Source organism: Paenibacillus aurantiacus, from assembly GCF_042431225.1.
Taxonomy (GTDB): domain Bacteria; phylum Bacillota; class Bacilli; order Paenibacillales; family Paenibacillaceae; genus Paenibacillus_Z; species Paenibacillus_Z aurantiacus.
On the sequence record NZ_JBHMDO010000024.1, the window covers coordinates 235,043 to 255,260 of the forward strand.

A 20,218-nucleotide genomic window follows, 5' to 3' on the forward strand; every position below is an offset into this window, starting at 1 on the left:
CGAAAACAGGCACAATTCCTGCGCGGAATCGTACCTGTCTAGAGAGATGCGCTATAGACTGAACTTGTTAACCCTATCCAAAAATTTAATACCCATCCGTGCCTCGCGCATTGTCCTTTGCGTATTGCGACGCTTGCGCTTCGTCCGCCGATCCGCTGCCGCCTTGCGCGTCCGCGTGCTTGAGTCCTTCCGCGACGCGGCGGCCGTAATCGGCATCCGCCTGCGTAAAGTAGCCGATCATCCGCTCCCGGATATCCGGCTTGCACACCTTGAGCGCGCCGACGAGATTCTCGATCAGCTCATCTCGCTCCCAATCCTCGAACGCCCGGTACGTATCCCCGGCTTGTCCGAAGTCGTTCGTCCGCTCGATGCGCTGGCGAACGAGACTTGCGTCGTAATGCGGCTCGTGGTCCTTGCCGGCCTTCGGCGCTTCCTTCAGACCGCCGAGGGAAGAGGGTTCGTAGTTGACGTGCGGGTTCTGTCCCGGCGCCAGATCCACCTTGTATTCCATCTGCCCGTCCCGCTGATTGGTGGCCACATGCGTCTTCGGCGCGTTGATCGGCAGCTGGAGGTAGTTCGCCCCGACGCGGTAGCGCTGCGTGTCCGAATACGAGAGCGTGCGGCCTTGGAGCATCTTGTCGTCGGAGAAATCCAAGCCGTCGACGAGAACGCCCGTGCCGAACGCCGACTGCTCCACCTCGTTGAAGTAGTTCTGCGGATTGCGGTTCAGCGTCATTTTGCCCACTTTCAGGAATGGGAATTGCTCCGGCGGCCACAGCTTCGTCGGGTCGAGCGGATCGAAGTCCAGCTCCGGATGCTCGTCGTCGCTCATGATTTGGACGCACAGCTCCCACTCCGGATAATCGCCGCGCTCGATCGCGTCGTACAAGTCCTGGGTCGCATGCTCCGTGTGCGTCGCTTGGATTTTCTCCGCATCCTTCTGCAGCAAGTTCTTGATGCCCTGCTTCAGCGGCTCCCAATGGTATTTAACCAACACGCCGACGCCTTCGCTGTTCACCCATTTGTATGTATTCACCCCGGAGCCTTGCATCTGGCGATAGTTGGCCGGAATGCCCCACGGCGAGAACAGGAACGTCACCATGTGCGTCGCTTCCGGCGTAAGGGAGAGGAAATCGAACATCCGCTCGGGATCGTTCAGATTGTTAACCGGGTCCGGCTTGAAGGAATGAACCATGTCCGGGAACTTCAGCGGATCGCGGATGAAGAAAATTTTCAGGTTGTTGCCGACCAGATCCCAGTTGCCGTCCTCGGTATAAAATTTCACCGCGAAGCCGCGCGGGTCGCGCAGCGTCTCGGGAGAATGGCCTCCGTGCACGACAGTCGAGAAGCGCACGAACAAAGGCGTCTGCTTGCCTGCTTCCTGGAACAGCTTGGCGCGCGTGTATTTGGCGATCGGCTCGTCGCCAACCTTCCCATACGCCTCGAATACGCCGTGAGCGCCTGCTCCGCGCGCATGTACGACGCGCTCCGGAATACGCTCGCGGTCGAAGTGGGTAATTTTCTCGATAAACGGATAATTCTCCAATGTCGTCGGGCCACGGCTGCCGACCGTTCGAACATTCTGGTTGTCGCTGACCGGATGTCCCTGGCGCGTCGTTAACGTCTGATTGTTGTCGCTGCTCATCGATTTTCTCACCTTTGCTGTAGATTGGATAACCGTACGTTAGGATGACCCAACGCTGCCATCAATATCCAATCGTTTTCGATCCGCATATCCATGGAGTTCTCTACCTAATTAAAAGTCAAGCGGTGAAGAACAATAGCGAAATATCGACGAATGAAGCCGTATTCGAGCCGGAGCTGAGCGTTTGCTGAACCCACTAGACCTGTTCGCGGATAACGCGTAGAATGGACGAACCGAACTGATCTACAAGCGATGAAGTGGAGGAATCGATTCATGTATCCCGACAAACGCATTCGTATACTGATCGCCGACGACGAGCCGAATATTGTCCAATTTCTCGAGCTCGGTCTCCTTGGCGAGGGATACGACGTCCATACCGCGCAAGACGGCGAAGAAGCGCTTCAAGCCGCACGCGATTTCAAGCCGCACGTGGCGATTCTGGACGTGATGATGCCCGAGCGCAGCGGCTTCGAGGTATGTAAAGCGATCAAAGATTCCGGCGACAAGATCGCCGTCATCATGCTGACGGCCAAGGATGACGTGACCGATAAAGTACGGGGTCTGACGCTCGGGGCGGACGATTACATGGTCAAACCGTTCAGCTTCGACGAACTGCTGGCCCGGATTCAAGCGCGCCTGCGCAACCAGTTCCCGGATCTGCTCAGCGCCGTCGCCTACGGCCCGTTCTTGATCGATGACCGGAAGAACGAAATTACGTACATGGATCGCGTGCTGGAGCTGTCTCCGACGGAGTACGACCTGCTCAAATTTCTCGTGATGAACCACGGCGCGGTGCTCAGCAAGACGACGATCCTCGATAAAGTGTGGTCGTATGATTTTGGCGGCGAGAACAACATCGTCGAGGTCTATATCCGTTCACTCCGCGAGAAGCTCGGCGACAAGGAGCACCGGCTCATCCGGACGCTGCGCGGCGCCGGCTACCGGGTCGATCTGCCGTGAACCGGTCGTCTCTGGGGCCAAGGTCGCTCCGCTATCAGCTGCTGCTGCGTTCCATTTTGCTGATCGCCGTCATTCTGATCGTCATCGGCGTGATGCAATATGTGCTCATGAAAGGTTTCCTCTACCGGAACAAGGCCGAATCGCTGGAAGCCCAGCTTGTGACGGCGCCGATCGGCAGCATGCTCGGCGAGACCGCCGAAGGTCAGCGGCGAGGTGCCGCCACCCGAGCGGGCAAGACGCAGAATACGACGTCGCAAGCTTCGCAAGCCAATAAAAAAGACGCCGGCATAAGCGGAGCGAACTTCGCTGGTTATGCGGGTGCCCATCCGGAGCGACCGAGATTCTTCCTGACGGACGCCTCGCTGGCTTTTGTGAACAAAGAGGGGGTGTTCAGCGATCTATCCGCAGAGGACGGGCTGTCGTCGCCGCAGTTGACCGCAGAGCAGTACGATACGATTCGCGCTGAGCTGGAGGGCACACGCAGCAAGGTGGACTACAGACTCGCCGTCGATGCCGAAGGAGAGGAGCAGCTTGTCGTCTTCCGGCTAGACGGCCCGCCGGGGCGGGGTCATGGCGGCATCGTCCAGATGGGTGTGCGAACGGCGCCGCTGTCGGACGTCATCGTGCAGCAGCTGGTCGTCTTCGCCAGCTTGTCCACGCTTGCGCTGGCCGTAGGCGCCGCTCTATTCCTCCCGCTGCTTAGGCGCACGTTAGTGCCGCTCTCTACCATCGTCGCCGCGGTGGAGAAGACCGACGCCGGCAACCTCACGGAGCGGCTCCCCGACCACCAAGGCCAGGAGGAAATCGACCGATTGTCCGTATCGTTCAATGGCATGCTGAGCCGGCTCGATAACGCCTTCGAGGCAGAACGGACGGCCAAGGAGCGCATGCGTCAATTCATTGCCGATGCCTCTCACGAGCTGCGCACGCCCTTAACCTCCATCCATGGCTTTCTCGAGGTGCTGCTGCGCGGCACGGTGACGCGCCCGGAGCAGCTGCGCTCTGCGCTTGGCAGCATGCATACCGAGTCCAAGCGGATCAACAAGCTGGTGGAGGATCTGCTCTTGCTGGCGAAGCTCGATCAGGAGCCGCAGCTTACACGAACGCGCTGCAGCCTTGCCGGTCTAATCCGGGAGATGGAACCGCAGCTTCGCCTGCTGGCCGGCGAACGCGACGTCCGTCTGGCGCTGAATGAGCCGGCTGACATCATGGCCGACGCCGATAAAATCAAACAAGTGGCGCTCAATTTGTTCCACAACGCCGTCCAGCATACCGATGCCGCAAGCGGCGCGATTCGCATTACAGTCCAAGCTGATGTGGACGGCAAGACGAGCGAACTTGCGATCGCGGACAATGGACCCGGTATCCCGCCAGCGCATCAAGCTCGCTTGTTCGAGCGGTTCTACCGAAGCGATTCTTCCCGTACGCGCAAATATGGCGGCGCCGGTCTCGGCCTTGCGATCAGCCTCTCCATCGCGGAAGCGCACGGCGGCACGATCGAGATCGAGAGCGAGCCCGGCGCGGGTTCGACCTTCACGGTCAAGCTGCCGGTCGCGCAGGTAGCGACTGCCAACACGTTCAAGGACTGAGGTGAGGCTTATGCCCTCGGCATTCGGCCACACGCTCCCTAGCCCGTGGGACGTTCAGCCAGCCGTCAGTTTCATTTCAGCTTCGTTTAAGGTTGGCGCGTTATGCTTGTCCTGCGCAAGACCCACTCTCCCCAGTGTTCATTCGCGCATAGAGAACAGGCAGTGTCCTCGAGGCCGGTTGCAGACGGCTCGTGGGACACTGCCTGTTTCTTGTGGAACGGAAAGCGGAGATGATACAGTCCCGCTACTGTCAGATCAAACGCTCGCGAAAAGGCCGAGCGAGCGAATCTCGCGTCTCCTGCTGCTTCGCCGCCAGCACGCCTGCCAGACGAACCCGTTCCTGCGGCGGCACGATTGCCAGTTGCTCAAGGCGAGCGGCAAGTTGCGGGTCGTCCGTGGACACGATGCGCTCCGGCAGTCCGAGGCCATAGAGCAAATCGAAGGACTTGAATCGATAACCGATGCAGCCGAACGGGACGCCGGCGACCGCGGACAGGAGATTGGCATGCAGCTTGAAGTTAAGCGTCGCTTCGAACGTTTGCAGCAGCCGGACGTATTGCGCCGCCTCGTAAACGTTGGTGTCGAGCACCGTCTTATCCGGATTGCCGATCTTGCTGTGCAGACGCTGCAGCGCATCGCGATCCGGCCCCCACACCGAATACAGATAGATGCTATACCCTTGCGCGATAAGCGCCTTGGCCGCCTGGGCAAGAGCATCTTCGACGTAAGTCTCGCTTCCTCCGAAGATCCGGTTGTACGATGTGCCCCAGTTTATGCCGATTCGGCGAACGGAGGCATGGCCCGTCTTCGCATCTGGTTCTTCTTGCGGCATTGGCTCCGGCGCGATCATCAGCATCGCGGAATCGCCAGAAATGTCTACGCCCTCCGTACGCACGCCAAGCTCCTTCAAGTATTGGAGCGTCCATGGTCCCCTTACCCCCGCATAACCGGAATAGGCGATCACCTCGTCCAGCTTGCGCCGATAGTCTTCCGACTCTATCGCCGCATCGGACATCACCGTGCCGCCGTCGCCCGGAAGCAGCGCGTTCAACCGGTCGTGACCGCTTCCCCAGATCATGGTTTTCTTGCCCAACTCCATCGCCTTGTGCATCAACTCCACATAGCCGGGGATGATGAGCGAGCCGCCGCCGAGCACGACCGAATCGTAGCTGGCGACGTTCTTCCAATCTACCGAGGGCAGCGAAGGCACGATGCGGTATGCTGCCGGTTCAAGCTCGGCAGCCGCCATATCCCGGAACATCTCCCACATCCATTCGTCGCCCAAATTGTTAAAGCCGATCCATCCCAGATACAGTACGCTTCTCATCGTTCTATCCACGCTCCTTCGGCGCGTTCCGGCGAAGCGAACGGTACAATTCCTTCAACCGGACGGCTTTGTCTTGAATATCGAATCGCGACAGCGCCCACGCCCGATTAGCCTCGCCGATCGCGACAAGTCTTCGCGGATCGCCCAGCACGGCCGCCAGCTCCTCGGCCATGCGCCTCTCGTCGGGACGCTCCCGGGAATCATGGTCGCCAAAGTAACACTTCCAGGCTTCCTCGTGGGTATCGGAATGGACGAGACCGAAGTAGCCATGGTTGCCGACCGCAAGCACCGGCTTGCCGCAAGTCATCGCTTCTAGCGCGACGCGTCCCGTGCCCACGACAACGTCAGCCATATTGTAGAACCTTCGCATTTCCGTCTGATTGCCTACCATTTGCACGAACGCATCGCCCGATTCCGCGTTGACCGCGTCCGCCAGCTCCTTTACGGCGGTATATTGATTCCCGTCCCCAGCGATGACGACGCGCAGCCTTCCCATGCCGCCTTGGCGGAGCGCGCAAGCAGCACGAATCAGCATGAGGCAAGCGCTCGCCTTATCCCATGCCAACCGGCTGGCATATACAATGACCTGCGCGTCCGGCGAAATACCGATCGACTCGCGCGCCTTCGCGGACGGTTCGGGATAAAATTCGGAAGCGTCCACGCCGTTCGGAATGAGCTGCGACGCGATACCCTGACGGGCCAAATACGCCTCGACCGGCCTGCTCACACTGACGAACGCGGCGCCGCTATCCGCTAGGCTGCGCAGCTGCTCGGCCGGATAGTAGGCGCCGTGGACGGTGAACACGACAGGAATGCCCAGCTTCCCGGCCGCCTTGGCCGCGTACAAGCCTGAAGGTGTCTGATGAACATGCACGACGTCAATACGGCGCCAACGCATGATTTGCGCAAGCGCGCGTTCGACCGGTTCCTGCCATTCTGGGGCAAGCAGCGAGCCGGCAGCCAAATCCACAACATGAATCGGGCAGCCTGCACGCGCGTACGGCTCGTACATCACGCCGCCAGCGCCGGCGTATACCGGTTGGACGCCGATGCGAGGGAAAACTTTCGCGAGACTTAACACATACGTCTCCGTGCCTCCGACGGACAAGCTGTCCATGACCATGAGTACACGGATGCGGTCATTCATCGCCGTGCTCCGATTGCGGCTTGCCGAAATATTGCCGCGAGCGCTGCAGCACATGCTTCCGGTAATAATATAGCACCTCCGGCAAATTCTCGACGTTGCGGGCGCCCGGCTTGATGACTTTGGCGATGAACTCGTAGTCCTCCGCCCCTTCGATCCTTCGCGTATGTCCGCCGATCCGATCGAACAGCGCCCCTCGCAGCATCGCCGTCCCATGGCAGATGCAGTGCCCGCCCGCGGCGTACACTTTGCCGATCTGATCGCCGTAGCGCAGCCAATTGGCTCTCGTTCTCCGCTTGGGATAGCCGTCTTCGAACACTTCGTAATTCGTGCCAACGAGGTCGATATGCGAGTGATCGTTCAAATAGGCAACCTGCTTCGCAAGCCGATCCGGATGCGACAGATCGTCAGCATCGAGAAAGGCGATATACTCGCCTTTAGACAAATACATGCCCACAGTGATTGCCCCTGCATAGCCGCAGTTGCGCGGCAAGCGATGCACGCAAATATTTCTCCCCCCGGAGAGGAGCTGTTCGTTCTCGTCCAGCCAACGCGCGGCCAGCTCATATGAGCCGTCGGTAGACGCGTCGTCGATTAAGATTAATTCCCAGTGCGGATAGGTTTGACTCCGAACGCTGTCCAGGCAATCCTGCAAATATGCCTGTTTGTTATACACCGTCATGACAACACTGACCAAGCCCGGTGTTCGCGGATAGGCCAAGCTCCTCACCTCCTTACGGATTCGCATATGATAGCACTCGAATATAAGCAATCCGGCGCAGCTGAAATATCGCATAGCTGCCCAGCTCGTATCCGGACAGCGCGGATGTGCGCAGGGTTAAGGCGGTCCCGTCGACCGAGACGACGACGCCGGTCGTCGTCTCCAGCGCGCTCGCCACCTGAACCTGCTTGCCGATCAACGCTTGAAGCTCCTCGTTCATCATTCCATCACCTGCTTTCCGTTGAGATGAAAGCTAACGATCTGTTCCAGCGGAATCAATACATAAGTTCCGCCGCTCTCGGCAATTTTGACGTAATCGCCTCCCACTGCCGCGATTTCGCCCGCTACCAGGCCAGCCTGCGTCGTCAGCTCGGCTTGTCTGCCTTGATAGCGACTCATCGTCTCCTGGATCATCCCTAGTCCCGGATCGCGTTCGATCGGCTCGGACTCTAGGACGCCGGGCACGTCAGCTCCCCGGATGAGCGCACGCAGCAGCTTGAGCAGCTTCGCCTTCGGATGCTCATTTTGTTCACCGCCACCGCTCACGACCGATCGTCCATAGAGAACGCCGGCAAGCCCGTCGAACAATGCCTTCAGCTCTTTTTCGCGAATGATGATTTTCATTGGCTCCTCCTATCCTCGCTTCTCTATGAAAATGAAGAGAGATCCTTACAATCTATGAAATTCGTTGCGATACGATATGTTCGTTGGCCTTCTTCCGGCAAAAATATTCGTTAAGACGGCGCACGGGCGCATCTCGCCAGATTGGTTGCCTTCTGACCCAAGGTAGGCTAGAATGAGTTGTTAATGCTTGCATTACCGCAAAGCACATACTATGAAGAAGCGCGCAGGTGACCCCATGATCGAAGTAAGAACGTCCAAAATTAGCGACGGCGAGTTTAACCGAGGAGTATTCGCGACGGAACCGATCGCCAAAGGCACGCTGTTTCACGCCGCGCCGGTCATTCCATATCCGAACGAGCAGCATGAACACGTTGAGAAGACGCTGCTCGCCGACTATGCATTCTCTTATGGGGCCAATCATACCGCCCTGCTGCTCGGCTACGGGATGCTGTTCAACCACTCTTATAAGCCGAATGCCTATTACGAGTTGAACTTCGACAACCATACCGTCGACTTCTATGCGTACGGCGATATCGCGCCCGGCGATGAAATTTACATCAACTACGGCGGCGAGGTCGACAGCGAGGACGATATCTGGTTCGAGGATAAAAACAAATAACGGCAAAAAACCGCGCGGACCCTAGCAGTCCGCGCGGTTTTTTTTATCCGATTCTCATCTGGGGTTCAGGTTTGTTTAAGGAAGAAGCGCTACACTCGGTCTCAAGCCGCACGATCCCGCTGGCGATGAGATAGCAAGGGCACTGGACCCGCCGTCATGGCGGGTCGTTTTTTTGGCGAGGTGGGCACAGGCCTCAACCGTTGCGGTATTTAAGCGGGGTCCGACCGACTTCCCTCTTGAACAGCTGAATGAAATACGACGGGTTCGGCAGCCCCACCTCCGCGCCGATCCGCTCTACCGGCAGCGTCGTTGTCCGAAGCAGCCGGCACGCATGCTTGATTCTGCGCGCCGTCAAGTAATCCGTAATGCTGCTGCCGGTCTCTTGGCGAAACAACCGCGAGACGTAAAACTTCGACAAATGCAGCTCCTCCGCCATCCGCGCAAGCGAAAAATCTTCCGCGTAGTGCTGCTCGATCCACTGCATGACGCGCTCCGAATACCGAGGCGAACGCAGCGGCTCGTCCCCGCCATCGGACGACAGACGGTCCTGCCCCCTGACCGCCCCTTCTTCCATCGCCTGCAGCAGCTGGAGCATCAGCACCGTCAGCTCCTCGGCTCGCCATGCTTCTCCCTCATCGAGCATCCGTCCCGCCTCATAACGCGCGTACATCCATTCGACCTGATCCGCGAGGTCGCCCAAGTCGTAGACGGCTTGGGCATCCCGGTTTTGAACCCGTTCGTCGAAGAACGCCTGGCGGCGCGGGAACGGCCTAAGCGCGGCCGCCAGCGCGGACGGCTCTACATAGAGCACCGACCTGACGTATGGGGACTCCACGCTAACGTTCGCATGCACATGATGGAGGCGGTAAGGTTGGAAGAAGAACAGCATGCCTCTTCGGATCTCGTAGCTTTGACGATTCACCACGATGCGGCCTTTGCCTTCATGGACGAACAGCAGCTCGCAGCATTGATGCCAATGGTAGTATCCGTTAAAATGCCGGTCGGAACTGGACCGGTAATACCACGTTTCCCGTTTTCCATCGAAGAGAATCGGGTCGAACAGCCTTTTCATCGCTGGCCTCCACATTGCGCAATATCACAACATTTTATTACATTCTAGTATAACTTCCGTCTCCCTTCCGGCGCTACAATTAGAGCCATGGAGAGGTTGTTCAATAAGTCGCCAATTGATCGCGAAGCAGATCAAGGAGTATGTCGGTATCGAATCTTGCTGATTCAGGCTTCTTGGCGCTGAATTGTCGGCTTTTTGAACTCGCACCTAAAGGAGGAGATTACGATGATGGATGAAGCTTATATTGCAACCGTAATGGATCGGCTCGATCGCAAGGTAACGCGAATGATCGACCAGATCGGCGAGAAATGTCCTCATTTTGCAGGAGTGGACGGCAAATACGACAGCACCGGCACCGACTGGTGGACCAGCGGCTTCTGGCCGGGCTTGCTCTGGCTCATGCATGACATGACGGGCGGCACGCAGTACCGGGACGCCGCGTGGCATTGGGACGAGACGCTTGAGCGCTGGTTCTCCCGCGAGGATGGTCACCTTCACCACGACGTCGGCTTCCAGTTCCTCGCGACGGCCGTCATCAAGCATAAGCTGACCGGGGACGGCGAAGCGCTGCGGCGCGGCCTTACCGGCGCCAATTATCTGGCGGCCCGCTTCAATCCCGCAGGCGGCTTCATCCGCGCCTGGAACGGCGACCATTACGGCTGGGCGATCGTCGACTGCATGATGAACATCTCGCTGCTGTTCTGGGCGAGCGAGACGACGGGCGATCCGCGCTACCGGCATATCGCGATCCGGCACGCCGAGACAACGCTGCAATACGGCATCCGCGAGGACGGCTCGGTCAAACATATACTGTCGTTCGACCCAACCAGCGGCGAGTACTTGGAGAATTTCGGAGGGCAAGGCGCCGCCGCGGACTCTTCGTGGAGCCGTGGCACAGCTTGGGCGCTGCACGGCTTCGCCAACACCTACCGCCATAGCGGGGACGTCCGCTTCTTGAATGCAGCCAAGCGAATCGCCCATTACTTCGTCGCTTCGCTGCCGGATGACCACGTGCCGTACTGGGATTTCCGGTTGGATACCTTCGAGAACGAGCCGCGCGACAGTTCCGCCGCCGCCATCGCGGCCTCCGGCTTGCTCGAGATCGCCGATGCCGTTCCCGATAAGGAGAAGCACGGTTATCTCGCCGCGGCGCATCGGATTTTGCACTCGCTGACAGAACGGTACGCGACATGGGATGAGCCGGAGCACGAAGCGATCCTTCTTCACGGCACCGGTCACAAGCCGCAAAATCATTTCGTCGACGGCTCGCTCATCTATGGCGATTATTATTACGCGGAGAGCTTCGCCAAATTGAGCGGCTGGAAGCATCGGATGTATTAATGCCCATCTCGGGCGCTTAATCGGCGCCCAAGCTCCTCAACGCAAGAGGCCCTCCGCCAGAGGGCCTCTTGCGCATTTGCCATTAGTCCTCCCGCCGCGCTGATTCAGGCACCCAGTACTTCCCGTCCCAGTTCACGGCATCTCCTGCCGCGGCGCGCGCATCCAGCTTGCCGGTCGGCACACGGATCGCCTTCCCGTTCACCAGCAGCTCCGCTTCAACCGGCCCGATCGTTCGCACGATGCCAACGCGGCGAACGGCGCAGCTGCTTGAATTCTGTTCCATTGCGTCATCATCCTCTCCGCCAAGTACGTCGCCTACGCGTGTCTCGAGCGATCCTCTTTGCGATCACTGTACCGTGCGGCGATGCACCTAAGTTCACTTCGTTATAGTCTATCGAACGAGCGCCGTCCGTGTATACCCCGTCGTTTCAACCAGCTCTTGTCCCTGCTCCGAGCGAAACCAGCTTAGAAGCGCCTTCGCGTTCGGGTTGTCCGTCCCTGCCGTCACCGCATAGAAGTCGGCCGTTAGCGGGTAGGTGCCATCCGCGATCGAGTCGCGGTCTGGCTGTACGCCGTCCACCTCCAGCAGCCGGATCTCCCCGTTACCGACCATTTGCGTGGCGTAATACAAGAACGAGAAGCCGATGGCGTTCGGGTAATTGCGGTAATCCGCCGTCTGCTCGATAATGCCTTCCATCGCTTCGGCAACCGTCTCCTTCGGCGGCGTCATCAGCCGGTGGTCCTTCATGATGCTCTGCAGCATCGTCTGGCTTCCGCTGTTCTCCGGCCGCTGAAAAGCCCGAATGGCCGCATTCTTGCCGCCGACCTCGCGCCAATTCGTGACTTCGCCGCTGTATATGCGCCGAATGTCCGCAAGCGCAAGACCCTTCACCGGATTGTCCGCCTGCACGAAGAACACGAACGCCTCACGGCCGATCGGCGTCAATTCCAGCTTGACGCCCTTCCTCTTCGCCATCGCAATGTGCTCCTTGGATGGCGCCGCGGCGAAGATGATGTCCGTCTCGCCGTCCATCAAACGCTCATAGGCGAATTCCGTCCCGCTACACACGACATTACTTTTATATGGATCATACGCCCCCGCCGGGTAAGTCGCCTGCACGAAAGCCGCATACAGCGGATAGAGCGCGGTTGCCCCGTCAATTGTCGGCAGATCGCCCGATAACGACAGCTTGGACGGCTCGCGAAGCTTCGCCGCCTTCGTCCTATCCGCGAACGGCTCGTATTCCATAAGATCGACCTTTCCTTCTTTTACGAGCGCAAATCGGCTCTCGTAAGCTTGGAAGCCTTCGTGGACGGCGACCGCAATCAGAAGTCCCGCCGCAAACAAAGCCGTGAAGACGCGCAGCCACTTTAGCGAGATTCGCGGAATCAACCGCGCGATGACAAGGACGGAGAGCCCAATTGCAGCCACCGCGCTCAGAATCGAATAGAAGTGCGACCCTCCCAGTGACGACATGAGCAGCCCGATAAACCCGACCAGGCCGATTGCCATCACCGACAGCACTCCGACAATAATGCGTACAACCGTAGACCAACTCATGCTACAACTCCCAATTTTATGATCGTGTATAGACGCACACCACACGGCCAGCGCCGTTATGGACGCGGACGTATTGATATTTGACGAGTAGATTCCAATACCTTCCAAACTTCTGCGTTTTAAGGAAAACTTTACATCCGTCATTCCGCATACGCAAGCGGCGCGCCCATGACTGACATGGACGCGCCGCTTGATATGCTGTAGACAATAACCTTACGCTACCACCTCTTCGCCCGCCGCTTGCCGACTGTTCGTCAGCCTCCCGCGCACCGCGGCTACGAAGACGATGAGCGAGAGCGCCGCTGAACCCGCGCAGACGGCGAACAGCGCCGGATAACCGGCAAATTGCGAGACGGCGCCGAGCGCGATCGAGCCAAGACCGATGCCGAGGTCGAACGCCGTGAAGAAGGAAGCATTCGCCACCCCTTTCTGGTCCGGACGCGCCATCCGGAGCGCGCAGGCTTGCAGCGCGGGCTGCGCCGAACCGAATCCAAGCCCGTACAGAATGGCGGCCGTCGCGACGCCGGCCGTGCCCGCGGCCATACTTAACACGATCAAGGCCGCGACCGTGACGATCAGCGCAGGTATGATGACGCCCGCCTCCCCGAACCGATCGGACAGCTTGCCTGCAATCGGACGTACCAGCGTGATCGTGATTGCATAGACAAGAAAGAACAGACCGGCGTTCACGCCGATAGATACGGCGAATAGCGACAGGAATGTCGTAATGCCGCCGTAGGCGACCGCGAGGAACAAAATCGCGATCGTAATCGGCAGCAGCGATCGATCGAACAGCTTCATCGGCTTACGTTCCGCAGAGCGCTGGAACGGCGTTCGTGCGGCGAATGCAAGCGCGAGCGCTAATACAGACAAGCCAGTCGCCACGAGAATGACGGCGCGGAACGACCCTTCCTCGATCAGCCACAGACCCGCCATCGGTCCGATCGCCATTGCGATCGTCATGGCCAGCCCATACCAGCCCATCCCTTCGCCCCGGCGCTCTGACGGGATGATATCCGTGATCGCGGTGCCGACCGCCGTCGTCGACATCGCCCAGCTTAGCCCGTGCAAGAAGCGAAGCGCCAGCAGCGCCGCAATGCCGCCGACCCAGTCGTAGGCGTACATCGCCAGCGCGAATAGCAGCAGTCCCCACACAATGAAGGGTCTTCGTCCGTACCGATCCAGCATCCCGCCCACGAAGGGGCGGAACAAGACGGCCGTCAGCGTGAAGACGCCGCTAACCAACCCGACCTGCGTCTGGGACCCGCCCAAATCCTGAATAAACAGCGGCAGCGTCGGCAGCAGAAAATAAAATCCGGTGAATAGCGCCAACATGCCGATCGTGAGCGTCACGAAGGGCTTCGTCCATAAACGTTCCATATCCTTCTCCTCCTAAAGCGTATCCGATGTTAAGCCAATTGTAGCGCTACGAATGTTCGGCAGCATCGCCAACAGGACGGATTTTCCACAACACGGCCTTCGACTTTCGTATGAGCCGCCTTTCAGACTTTCGGCGTAGACACCTCGTTCCCGCGCTCACCTCGCCTGTTCTCCCGTTAGACACGCAGCATCGTTTCCTGATCGTACCTCCCATGGCAAATGGACAAGTTTTCGCGCATTATGGGCATGTTTCATTATTCTAATTGATGCTATCTTACAAATAAGCGGCTTCCAACCGAACAATTCGCAGCGGCGACGCTTGTCGGCTGATAATTAGGAAGCGCTTACAATATCAGGAAGGGGTTTTGATCATGCTCCCTCGTCATTCGGAAAGGCGGTTGTTCGCTTTGATGCTTTCGTTCGTGCTCGTTCTTGGAGGTTCCTTCGGACTGTTCGCACCGTCCGCCCGCGCGGCGGACGAATACGACGGTCTGCGGACCAAATGGAAGGCGCTTCTCGTCGGCGGCGCCTCCGTGAATACGTCCGATGCGGACATTGCCGCCTCGATTCAATCGACGACGTCAAAAGCAAACGGCTTCTGGACGTCGCTGGACAAGTCTGCCGGCCGTACGGCGCTATGGAGCGACCTGGCCGACTGGTCGGCGTCCAGCACGATTACCGGCAGCTATAACCGGCTCAAGACGATGGCGATTGCTTATTCGACAAGCGGCTCCTCCCTGCAAAATAACGCGGCGCTTAAGAGCGACATCGCCGCCGCGCTCGATTGGCTGTTCGCGAACAAATACAACACGACCAAGAGCGAAACCGGCAATTGGTGGGACTGGGAGATCGGCACGCCGCTCATATTGAACGATATCATGACGTTAATGCATGACGATTTGACGTCTGCTCAGCGGACGAACTATTTGAACGCCATCCAGAAGTTCTGCCCCGATCCGACGAAACGAACGATCTCCCCGTCGGTGACGGAGACTGGCGCCAATAGACTCGACAAAGCGCTCATCGTCGCGGTCGCGGGCGTCATCGGCAAAGACGCCGCCAAGCTGACCGCAGGACGCAACGCGATCAGCCAGACGCTGCTGTACGTGACCGACGGCGACGGGTTCTATACGGATGGCTCGTTCGTTCAACATACCGACGTGGCCTATACTGGAAGTTATGGCAGCGTCCTGATATCCGATATGGCCAAGCTGCTTTACTTACTGCAGGGTTCCACTTGGCAGGTCACGGACGCCAATCTCGGCAATGTGTACAAGTGGGTGACGGACTCGTTCCAGCCGGTCATGTATAAAGGCGCGATCATGGACATGGTACGCGGGCGCGCCATCTCCCGCGAGGAATCCGAGGACCACGAAGCCGGCCGGTCCATCATCGTCTCGCTCGTGCGTCTGGCGGAAGGCGCGCCTGCCGACAAGGCGCTGCAGATTCGCCAGATCGCCAAAGGCTGGATTGCGCAGGATACGACGTTCGCCAACTACTACGCAGATATGGGCGTATCGGACATCGTCCGTGTCAAGGCGCTCATGGCGGACAACTCCATATCGGCCGGCAGCGACCTCGTGAAGACGCATGTATTCGCCGGCATGGACAGGGCGGTGCAGCTGCGGCCGACGTACGCACTCGGCCTATCCTTATTCTCAAGCCGCATCTCGGCCTTCGAATACATCAACGGCGAGAATGGCAAAGGCTGGTACACGGGAGCCGGTATGACTTCGCTCTATAATGGGGACTTAAGCCAGTTCGGCGGCAACTACTGGGCGACCGTCGACATGTACCGGCTGCCAGGGACGACGACGGACGGCGCCGTGAGCGCAACGCCGGTCAATTCGAAGCATTACACCGGCAACCGCAATTGGGTCGGGGGCTCCATGCTGGGTGACAGCGCGTCAGTCGGCATGGACTTCTCGATGACCCCCGTGACGGGCACGACGCTCGCGGGCAAGAAGTCGTGGTTCCTCTTCGGGGACAAAGTCGCGGCTATTGGCTCCGGCATCACAAGCACCGACAACAAAAGGGTCGAAACGATTATCGAGAATCGCAAGCTCAACAGCGCCGGCACGAACGCGCTCACGGTGAACGGCACGGCCAAATCGACGGCATCCGGCTGGACGGAGGCCATGACGAATGTCAGCTGGGCGCATCTGGCCGGCAGCGCTGCAGGGTCGGATATCGGCTACTACTTCCCGACGCCGTCGGCGGTCAGCGGTCTGCGCGAGACGCGGACCGGCGCCTGGAGCCAGATCAATACGGGCCAAAGCACGGCTCAAGTCACGAACCGGTTCCTCAGCCTAGCCTTCGACCATGGGAACAACCCGAACGGCGCAACGTATGCATATGTCATTCTCCCGAACAAGACAGCTTCAGCCACGGCTGCTTACGCGGCTGCTCCGGATATCAGCGTGCTGGAGAATACGACCTCCGCGCATGCCGTGCGAGACGCCGCTTCGGGGACGGTCGGGGCGAACTTCTGGAACGATGCCGTCAAGACAGTTAACGTGAACGGCATCGCCTATTTGACAAGCAACAAGAAGTCATCTGTCACCGTCACCGAAGCAGGCGGGGAGTTAACCGTAGCCACGGCTGATCCGACGCAGGCGAATACCGGTACGATCCGGATCGAAATTAACCGCACGGCGACATCGGCGCTGTCGATCGATCCCGGCGTCACGGTCGTCTCGCTCGCGCCGACGATCAAGCTGGACGTGAACGTCGCAGGCTCGCTCGGCAAGTCGTACACGGCGAAGCTTGCGCTCGGCAGCGCGGTCGTGACGAACATCAGCGCCGAAGCCGACGCCTATGTTCGCGACGGCGCGAGCGCTAGCACTAATTTCGGCGCTGACGCCTCGCTCGTCGTCAAGAACGACGGCGCCGGTTATGCGCGCGAATCGTTCGTCCGCTTCAACCTTGCGGGCGTCAGCGGCCCCGTCGCGAGCGCCAAGCTGCAGCTGACGCCGACCAGCGTCGGCATGACCGGCATCCTGCATCAAGCTTATCTGGCCGCGAGCGACAGCTGGGACGAGAGCACGATCACGTGGAGCAACAAGCCCGCCTCCGGCGCGCTGCTCGGCTCCTGGACCGTGCCAGCAGCTGGCACCTCCGCCCTGATCGACATCACCGCTGAAGTCAATGCCGCCATCGCAGGCGATAAGAAAGTATCGATCCGGATTGCAGGCGCGTCGAATCAAGGCGCCAACGGCTGGGCGAACTACGGCTCTAAAGAACACGCATCGGAGGTCAGCCGGCCTGTGCTTGTGCTCGTGCAATAGAATAATCAACCATGCGCGGCATCCGCTTCCGGCGGGGGTCGCGCTTCCTCTCCACCTATTTCCAGTCGGCCTACCGGATAATAAAAAAAAGCAGCCGCAAGCGGCTGCTCATCCCACTATCAATATGACGTACATTGTCAAGTCTAGTACGTATGTAAAGCGAGCACCTCAAGCGACTCCATCAAATCTTCTAGCTCCTGCTTGCTCATCGACTGCATACGCTGCAGCATTTCGTAGACGCTCTCGTCCCCCACCAACTCGCTAAGCGTGACCATAGGCGCTTCTTGCATCATTTCGTTCATTCCGATTCCTCCTCGTTCTGGTTCGAAAACCACTCTTCCATGCGATTCCGGAAAAGGAAGAACGCGGATGCTTCCCTTCGGCAGCTGGCTAACATACGCGGCTTGTTGTGCCCCGCAAGTCCCTCTAGCTTTGCGTCGCTGGCTTTCGCCAGGTTTGCCATTGTCGAGTAGATCTTCATAACCATATTGTACAGGACAAACGTCCTCCTTGACTAGCCCATCTCGGGAAATTAATAGCGGCTCTCATCAAGAACGCCTCCTCTGACCCCTCCACGCTTGCGCGAAGAAGCCGCAGGCCATTGCGCCTAGCGGCTTCTTCGCGAATAAGACGGGCGTTCTATTCCAATTCACGCTCGTCGACGATGCCCGGCGCAAGCGGCGGCTGCGCCGACACAGGTTGTTCAGACAGGCGAGCACGATGAAAATCCGTCACGTCGGCATGACGCGTGCCAAGCTCATCCAGTTCCGGACTATCGCCGAAGAGCGTCGCTTTGTCGACCATCCGCTCCACCTCCTTTCGCGCTGCATTCCAACGATTCGTCCTGTAGTGTCCGCTGCCAATTGTTGTCTTATTCGCAATTAGACGATTTTCGACAAACCGGGAATTAGAGGAAGCAAGGAAAACGCCGCAATTACAGCTGATATCACGACTCTCGGACTAGTACGATCGATTCTTGCAACCTTTAATATTTTCCCCTGTATTCCTTTTGCCAAGGGTCTTTCGATATATATTTTCATTGAAATCGAACTGTTATAATGACGCTATCAATCTAGCAGCACCACACTCAACCTATCGGAGGGACATCATGTCAAGTCAGCCACAGATTACGCCGACACGCCGCTACGCCCGTTTGCTCAGCCTTCTTCTGCTCTCCTTCTTATTCACGATTAACGCCAGTCCCAGCGTGTTCGCCGCCGCGAAAGACCGGCAAGCCCCCACAGCGCCGACAAGCTTAACCGCGCTGAACGTCACCTCGTCCGCTCTCCAGTTGAGCTGGAAGCCATCGACCGACAACGTCGGCGTTGCCAAGTATCTGGTCTATCGCGGGACGTCTCAGATCGGTTCTGTCACGACGACCGCATTCCCGGTGAACAACTTGCTCGCCGGAACGCAATACGCCTTTACCGTCAAAGCGGCCGACGCCGCCGGGAACGTATCTGCCGCAAGCACGCCCTTGACGGTCAGAACTACGGCGTCCGCGCCAACCACGCTTACGACAGCCACCACAACGACGCCTACAACAACGACGGCGACAGCGTCGGCGACGACATCGACGGCAACGGCAATAGCTCCGGCAGCGACGACTTCGACGGCGACTTCGACGGCAACGGCGACAGCTCCGGCAACAACGACGGCAAGTTCAGCAACTACAACGGCAATCGTCTCCGGTAAGCGCGTCATCGGTTATTACACCGGCTGGTCGACGTACAACGGCTTGCAGGTAGCTTCGATCGACGGCAGTAAGCTGACGCATATCAACTACGCGTTCGCGAACGTCGGCACCGATCTTAAAGTCACCATGAGCGATCCGTATGCGGATATCCAGAAGCGCTTCCCGAACGATCTGGCCACGGATCGGTTCTACGGCAATTTCAACCAGCTGCTCAAGCTGAAGCAGAAGTACCCGCAGTTGAAAACGCTCATCTCTATTGGCGGCTGGGGCGGTTCGGCCCAGTTCTCGAATGCTGCGCTGAATGAAACGAATCGGGAGATATTCGCGGCTAGCGCGGTCCAATTTATGGTCGATTACGGCTTCAATGGCATCGATATCGACTGGGAGTATCCGGTGGCCGGCGGAGCGGCGGGCAATATCAACCGTCCGGAGGACAAAACGAATTTCACGCTGCTCATGCAGAAGCTGCGCGAGAAACTGAACGCCCAAAGCGTCAAAGACGGCAAAACCTACTTGCTCACGTTCGCATCCGCAGCCGGCAGCTCGTACTTGAACAACGTCGAGATCGCCAAGTTGGCTGCCGTATCCGACTACATCAACGTGATGAGCTACGACATTCACGGCACCTGGGAGACGATGACAGGCTTTAACGCCCCGCTCTATCGCGACCCTGCCAGCAAGTTCACTTGGGAAACCAGCGTGAGCGATGCCATCTCCCTTTACCAGAAAGCCGGCGTCCCATCGGATCGAATCGTCATGGGCATCCCGTTCTACGGCACGAAGTATACGAATGTGACGAATGCCGGTAATGGGTTGTACCAAACGTTCTCCGGCGGGGGCTCCATCACTTATGCCGAACTAAAAGCCTCCTACATCGGCTTGAACGGCTATACGCGTTATTTCAACACAGATTCAAAGGTGCCTTATCTGTGGAATGGCAGCACGTTCATCAGCTACGACGACGCCGAATCGATCGGCCACAAAGCTTCGTATATCAAAAATCAAAACCTCGCCGGCGCCATGATCTGGTCGCTCGGATACGATACGTCCGGCGGCGAACTGCTTGCCTCGCTCTACCAAAGCTTGCAATAATACGATCCCTTATTTCGAATCAACAAGAGGCCGTCTCAAAAGGGTTTAGTAATTGTCTTCTAAGTCTTCTAACTCCGAAGCCCCCCCTAATTGAACAAATAAAATGGCGTTACAGGGTCTTATCCCTGTAGCGCCATTTGCCGTTTTCGGTCTACTGCGG

General features: G+C 58.4%; 18 protein-coding genes and 1 riboswitch. Of the genes, 6 read left to right on the forward strand and 12 right to left on the reverse strand.

Translation table 11 applies throughout. The features are described from left to right. Positions 1-85: 85 nt before the first annotated feature. Positions 86-1,645, reverse strand: a complete 1,560-nt coding sequence (locus ACFFSY_RS15545) for a catalase (RefSeq protein WP_377495532.1) — start codon at positions 1,643-1,645, stop codon at positions 86-88. A 273-nt stretch (positions 1,646-1,918) separates the two neighbouring features. On the opposite strand from ACFFSY_RS15545, the gene ACFFSY_RS15550 reads away from it, so the two are divergent. After that, the gene (locus ACFFSY_RS15550; RefSeq protein ID WP_377495534.1) at positions 1,919-2,605 is read left to right on the forward strand and encodes a response regulator transcription factor; all 687 of its coding nucleotides are present in this window, start codon (positions 1,919-1,921) and stop codon (positions 2,603-2,605) included. After that, complete coding sequence (locus ACFFSY_RS15555; RefSeq protein WP_377495537.1) at positions 2,602-4,194, forward strand: sensor histidine kinase; 1,593 nt, start codon at positions 2,602-2,604, stop codon at positions 4,192-4,194. Before ACFFSY_RS15550 ends, ACFFSY_RS15555 begins: the two co-directional genes overlap by 4 nt. Positions 4,195-4,444: 250 nt before the next feature. Here the strand turns inward: ACFFSY_RS15555 and ACFFSY_RS15560 are convergent, their stop codons facing one another. From ACFFSY_RS15560 to ACFFSY_RS15580, 5 genes are read right to left on the reverse strand one after another with little or no spacing between them, the layout of a single operon-like run. Beyond that, on the reverse strand, positions 4,445-5,521 hold the full coding sequence (locus ACFFSY_RS15560) for a polysaccharide pyruvyl transferase family protein (protein WP_377495539.1): 1,077 nt from the start codon (positions 5,519-5,521) through the stop codon (positions 4,445-4,447). 4 nt (positions 5,522-5,525) lie between these two features. Further along, positions 5,526-6,668: a glycosyltransferase gene (locus tag ACFFSY_RS15565; RefSeq protein WP_377495541.1), complete on the reverse strand. Its 1,143-nt coding sequence runs from the start codon at positions 6,666-6,668 to the stop codon at positions 5,526-5,528. After that, on the reverse strand, positions 6,661-7,386 hold the full coding sequence (locus ACFFSY_RS15570) for a glycosyltransferase family 2 protein (protein WP_377495543.1): 726 nt from the start codon (positions 7,384-7,386) through the stop codon (positions 6,661-6,663). Before ACFFSY_RS15570 ends, ACFFSY_RS15565 begins: the two co-directional genes overlap by 8 nt. 13 nt (positions 7,387-7,399) lie before the next feature. After that, positions 7,400-7,609, reverse strand: a complete 210-nt coding sequence (locus ACFFSY_RS15575; RefSeq protein ID WP_377495545.1) for a hypothetical protein — start codon at positions 7,607-7,609, stop codon at positions 7,400-7,402. Then, a complete protein-coding gene (locus tag ACFFSY_RS15580) occupies positions 7,606-8,010 on the reverse strand; it encodes a hypothetical protein (protein WP_377495547.1) in 405 nt (134 codons plus the stop codon). Before ACFFSY_RS15580 ends, ACFFSY_RS15575 begins: the two co-directional genes overlap by 4 nt. A gap of 235 nt (positions 8,011-8,245) precedes the next feature. Here ACFFSY_RS15580 and ACFFSY_RS15585 point away from each other — a divergent pair, with 235 nt between their 5' ends. After that, positions 8,246-8,629, forward strand: coding sequence for an SET domain-containing protein (locus ACFFSY_RS15585; RefSeq protein ID WP_377495549.1), 384 nt, complete (start codon positions 8,246-8,248; stop codon positions 8,627-8,629). Positions 8,630-8,822: 193 nt separating this feature from the next. On the opposite strand, the gene ACFFSY_RS15590 is transcribed toward ACFFSY_RS15585, so the two are convergent. Further along, the gene (locus tag ACFFSY_RS15590; protein ID WP_377495551.1) at positions 8,823-9,701 is read right to left on the reverse strand and encodes an AraC family transcriptional regulator; all 879 of its coding nucleotides are present in this window, start codon (positions 9,699-9,701) and stop codon (positions 8,823-8,825) included. A 228-nt stretch (positions 9,702-9,929) separates the two neighbouring features. On the opposite strand from ACFFSY_RS15590, the gene ACFFSY_RS15595 reads away from it, so the two are divergent. Continuing rightward, entirely contained in the window at positions 9,930-11,042 is a 1,113-nt protein-coding gene (locus ACFFSY_RS15595) for a glycoside hydrolase family 88 protein (protein WP_377495583.1), read from the forward strand. Between the two features lie 82 nt (positions 11,043-11,124). Here the strand turns inward: ACFFSY_RS15595 and ACFFSY_RS15600 are convergent, their stop codons facing one another. The 3 genes from ACFFSY_RS15600 to ACFFSY_RS15610 form a co-directional block, all read right to left on the reverse strand. Next, positions 11,125-11,325, reverse strand: a complete 201-nt coding sequence (locus tag ACFFSY_RS15600; RefSeq protein WP_377495553.1) for a hypothetical protein — start codon at positions 11,323-11,325, stop codon at positions 11,125-11,127. Positions 11,326-11,433: 108 nt separating this feature from the next. Further along, on the reverse strand, positions 11,434-12,603 hold the full coding sequence (locus ACFFSY_RS15605) for a PstS family phosphate ABC transporter substrate-binding protein (RefSeq protein WP_377495555.1): 1,170 nt from the start codon (positions 12,601-12,603) through the stop codon (positions 11,434-11,436). Between the two features lie 213 nt (positions 12,604-12,816). Then, positions 12,817-13,983 (reverse strand): MFS transporter, encoded by a 1,167-nt coding sequence (locus ACFFSY_RS15610; protein ID WP_377495557.1) that lies wholly within the window; start codon positions 13,981-13,983, stop codon positions 12,817-12,819. 410 nt (positions 13,984-14,393) lie between these two features. Between ACFFSY_RS15610 and ACFFSY_RS15615 the strand changes: the two genes are divergently transcribed. After that, positions 14,394-17,270 carry a polysaccharide lyase family 8 super-sandwich domain-containing protein gene (locus ACFFSY_RS15615; protein ID WP_377495585.1) on the forward strand — a complete coding sequence of 959 codons (2,877 nt, stop codon included), beginning with the start codon at positions 14,394-14,396 and terminating at the stop codon, positions 17,268-17,270. A 143-nt stretch (positions 17,271-17,413) separates the two neighbouring features. Here ACFFSY_RS15615 and ACFFSY_RS15620 read toward each other — a convergent pair whose 3' ends face one another. Together ACFFSY_RS15620 and ACFFSY_RS15625 are read right to left on the reverse strand one after the other, a co-directional pair. Beyond that, positions 17,414-17,572: a hypothetical protein gene (locus ACFFSY_RS15620; RefSeq protein WP_377495559.1), complete on the reverse strand. Its 159-nt coding sequence runs from the start codon at positions 17,570-17,572 to the stop codon at positions 17,414-17,416. 76 nt (positions 17,573-17,648) lie between these two features. Further along, positions 17,649-17,741, reverse strand: a riboswitch (cyclic di-GMP riboswitch). Between the two features lie 168 nt (positions 17,742-17,909). Continuing rightward, positions 17,910-18,074: a hypothetical protein gene (locus ACFFSY_RS15625; RefSeq protein ID WP_377495561.1), complete on the reverse strand. Its 165-nt coding sequence runs from the start codon at positions 18,072-18,074 to the stop codon at positions 17,910-17,912. Positions 18,075-18,378: 304 nt separating this feature from the next. On the opposite strand from ACFFSY_RS15625, the gene ACFFSY_RS15630 reads away from it, so the two are divergent. Continuing rightward, the gene (locus tag ACFFSY_RS15630) at positions 18,379-20,058 is read left to right on the forward strand and encodes a glycosyl hydrolase family 18 protein (RefSeq protein WP_377495563.1); all 1,680 of its coding nucleotides are present in this window, start codon (positions 18,379-18,381) and stop codon (positions 20,056-20,058) included. Positions 20,059-20,218 lie beyond the last annotated feature (160 nt).

What these genes read in the sequence shown, in the direction of transcription:
- ACFFSY_RS15545 (WP_377495532.1), bottom strand. Translation starts at nt 1,645, where the DNA reads ATGAGCAGCGACAACAATCAGACGTTAACGACGCGCCAGGGACATCCG.
- ACFFSY_RS15550 (WP_377495534.1), top strand. Translation starts at nt 1,919, where the DNA reads ATGTATCCCGACAAACGCATTCGTATACTGATCGCCGACGACGAGCCG.
- ACFFSY_RS15560 (WP_377495539.1), bottom strand. Translation starts at nt 5,521, where the DNA reads ATGAGAAGCGTACTGTATCTGGGATGGATCGGCTTTAACAATTTGGGC.
- ACFFSY_RS15565 (WP_377495541.1), bottom strand. Translation starts at nt 6,668, where the DNA reads ATGAATGACCGCATCCGTGTACTCATGGTCATGGACAGCTTGTCCGTC.
- ACFFSY_RS15575 (WP_377495545.1), bottom strand. Translation starts at nt 7,609, where the DNA reads ATGATGAACGAGGAGCTTCAAGCGTTGATCGGCAAGCAGGTTCAGGTG.
- ACFFSY_RS15580 (WP_377495547.1), bottom strand. Translation starts at nt 8,010, where the DNA reads ATGAAAATCATCATTCGCGAAAAAGAGCTGAAGGCATTGTTCGACGGG.
- ACFFSY_RS15585 (WP_377495549.1), top strand. Translation starts at nt 8,246, where the DNA reads ATGATCGAAGTAAGAACGTCCAAAATTAGCGACGGCGAGTTTAACCGA.
- ACFFSY_RS15590 (WP_377495551.1), bottom strand. Translation starts at nt 9,701, where the DNA reads ATGAAAAGGCTGTTCGACCCGATTCTCTTCGATGGAAAACGGGAAACG.
- ACFFSY_RS15595 (WP_377495583.1), top strand. Translation starts at nt 9,930, where the DNA reads ATGGATGAAGCTTATATTGCAACCGTAATGGATCGGCTCGATCGCAAG.
- ACFFSY_RS15600 (WP_377495553.1), bottom strand. Translation starts at nt 11,325, where the DNA reads ATGGAACAGAATTCAAGCAGCTGCGCCGTTCGCCGCGTTGGCATCGTG.
- ACFFSY_RS15605 (WP_377495555.1), bottom strand. Translation starts at nt 12,603, where the DNA reads ATGAGTTGGTCTACGGTTGTACGCATTATTGTCGGAGTGCTGTCGGTG.
- ACFFSY_RS15610 (WP_377495557.1), bottom strand. Translation starts at nt 13,983, where the DNA reads ATGGAACGTTTATGGACGAAGCCCTTCGTGACGCTCACGATCGGCATG.
- ACFFSY_RS15615 (WP_377495585.1), top strand. Translation starts at nt 14,394, where the DNA reads ATGCTTTCGTTCGTGCTCGTTCTTGGAGGTTCCTTCGGACTGTTCGCA.
- ACFFSY_RS15620 (WP_377495559.1), bottom strand. Translation starts at nt 17,572, where the DNA reads ATGAACGAAATGATGCAAGAAGCGCCTATGGTCACGCTTAGCGAGTTG.
- ACFFSY_RS15625 (WP_377495561.1), bottom strand. Translation starts at nt 18,074, where the DNA reads ATGGTCGACAAAGCGACGCTCTTCGGCGATAGTCCGGAACTGGATGAG.
- ACFFSY_RS15630 (WP_377495563.1), top strand. Translation starts at nt 18,379, where the DNA reads ATGTCAAGTCAGCCACAGATTACGCCGACACGCCGCTACGCCCGTTTG.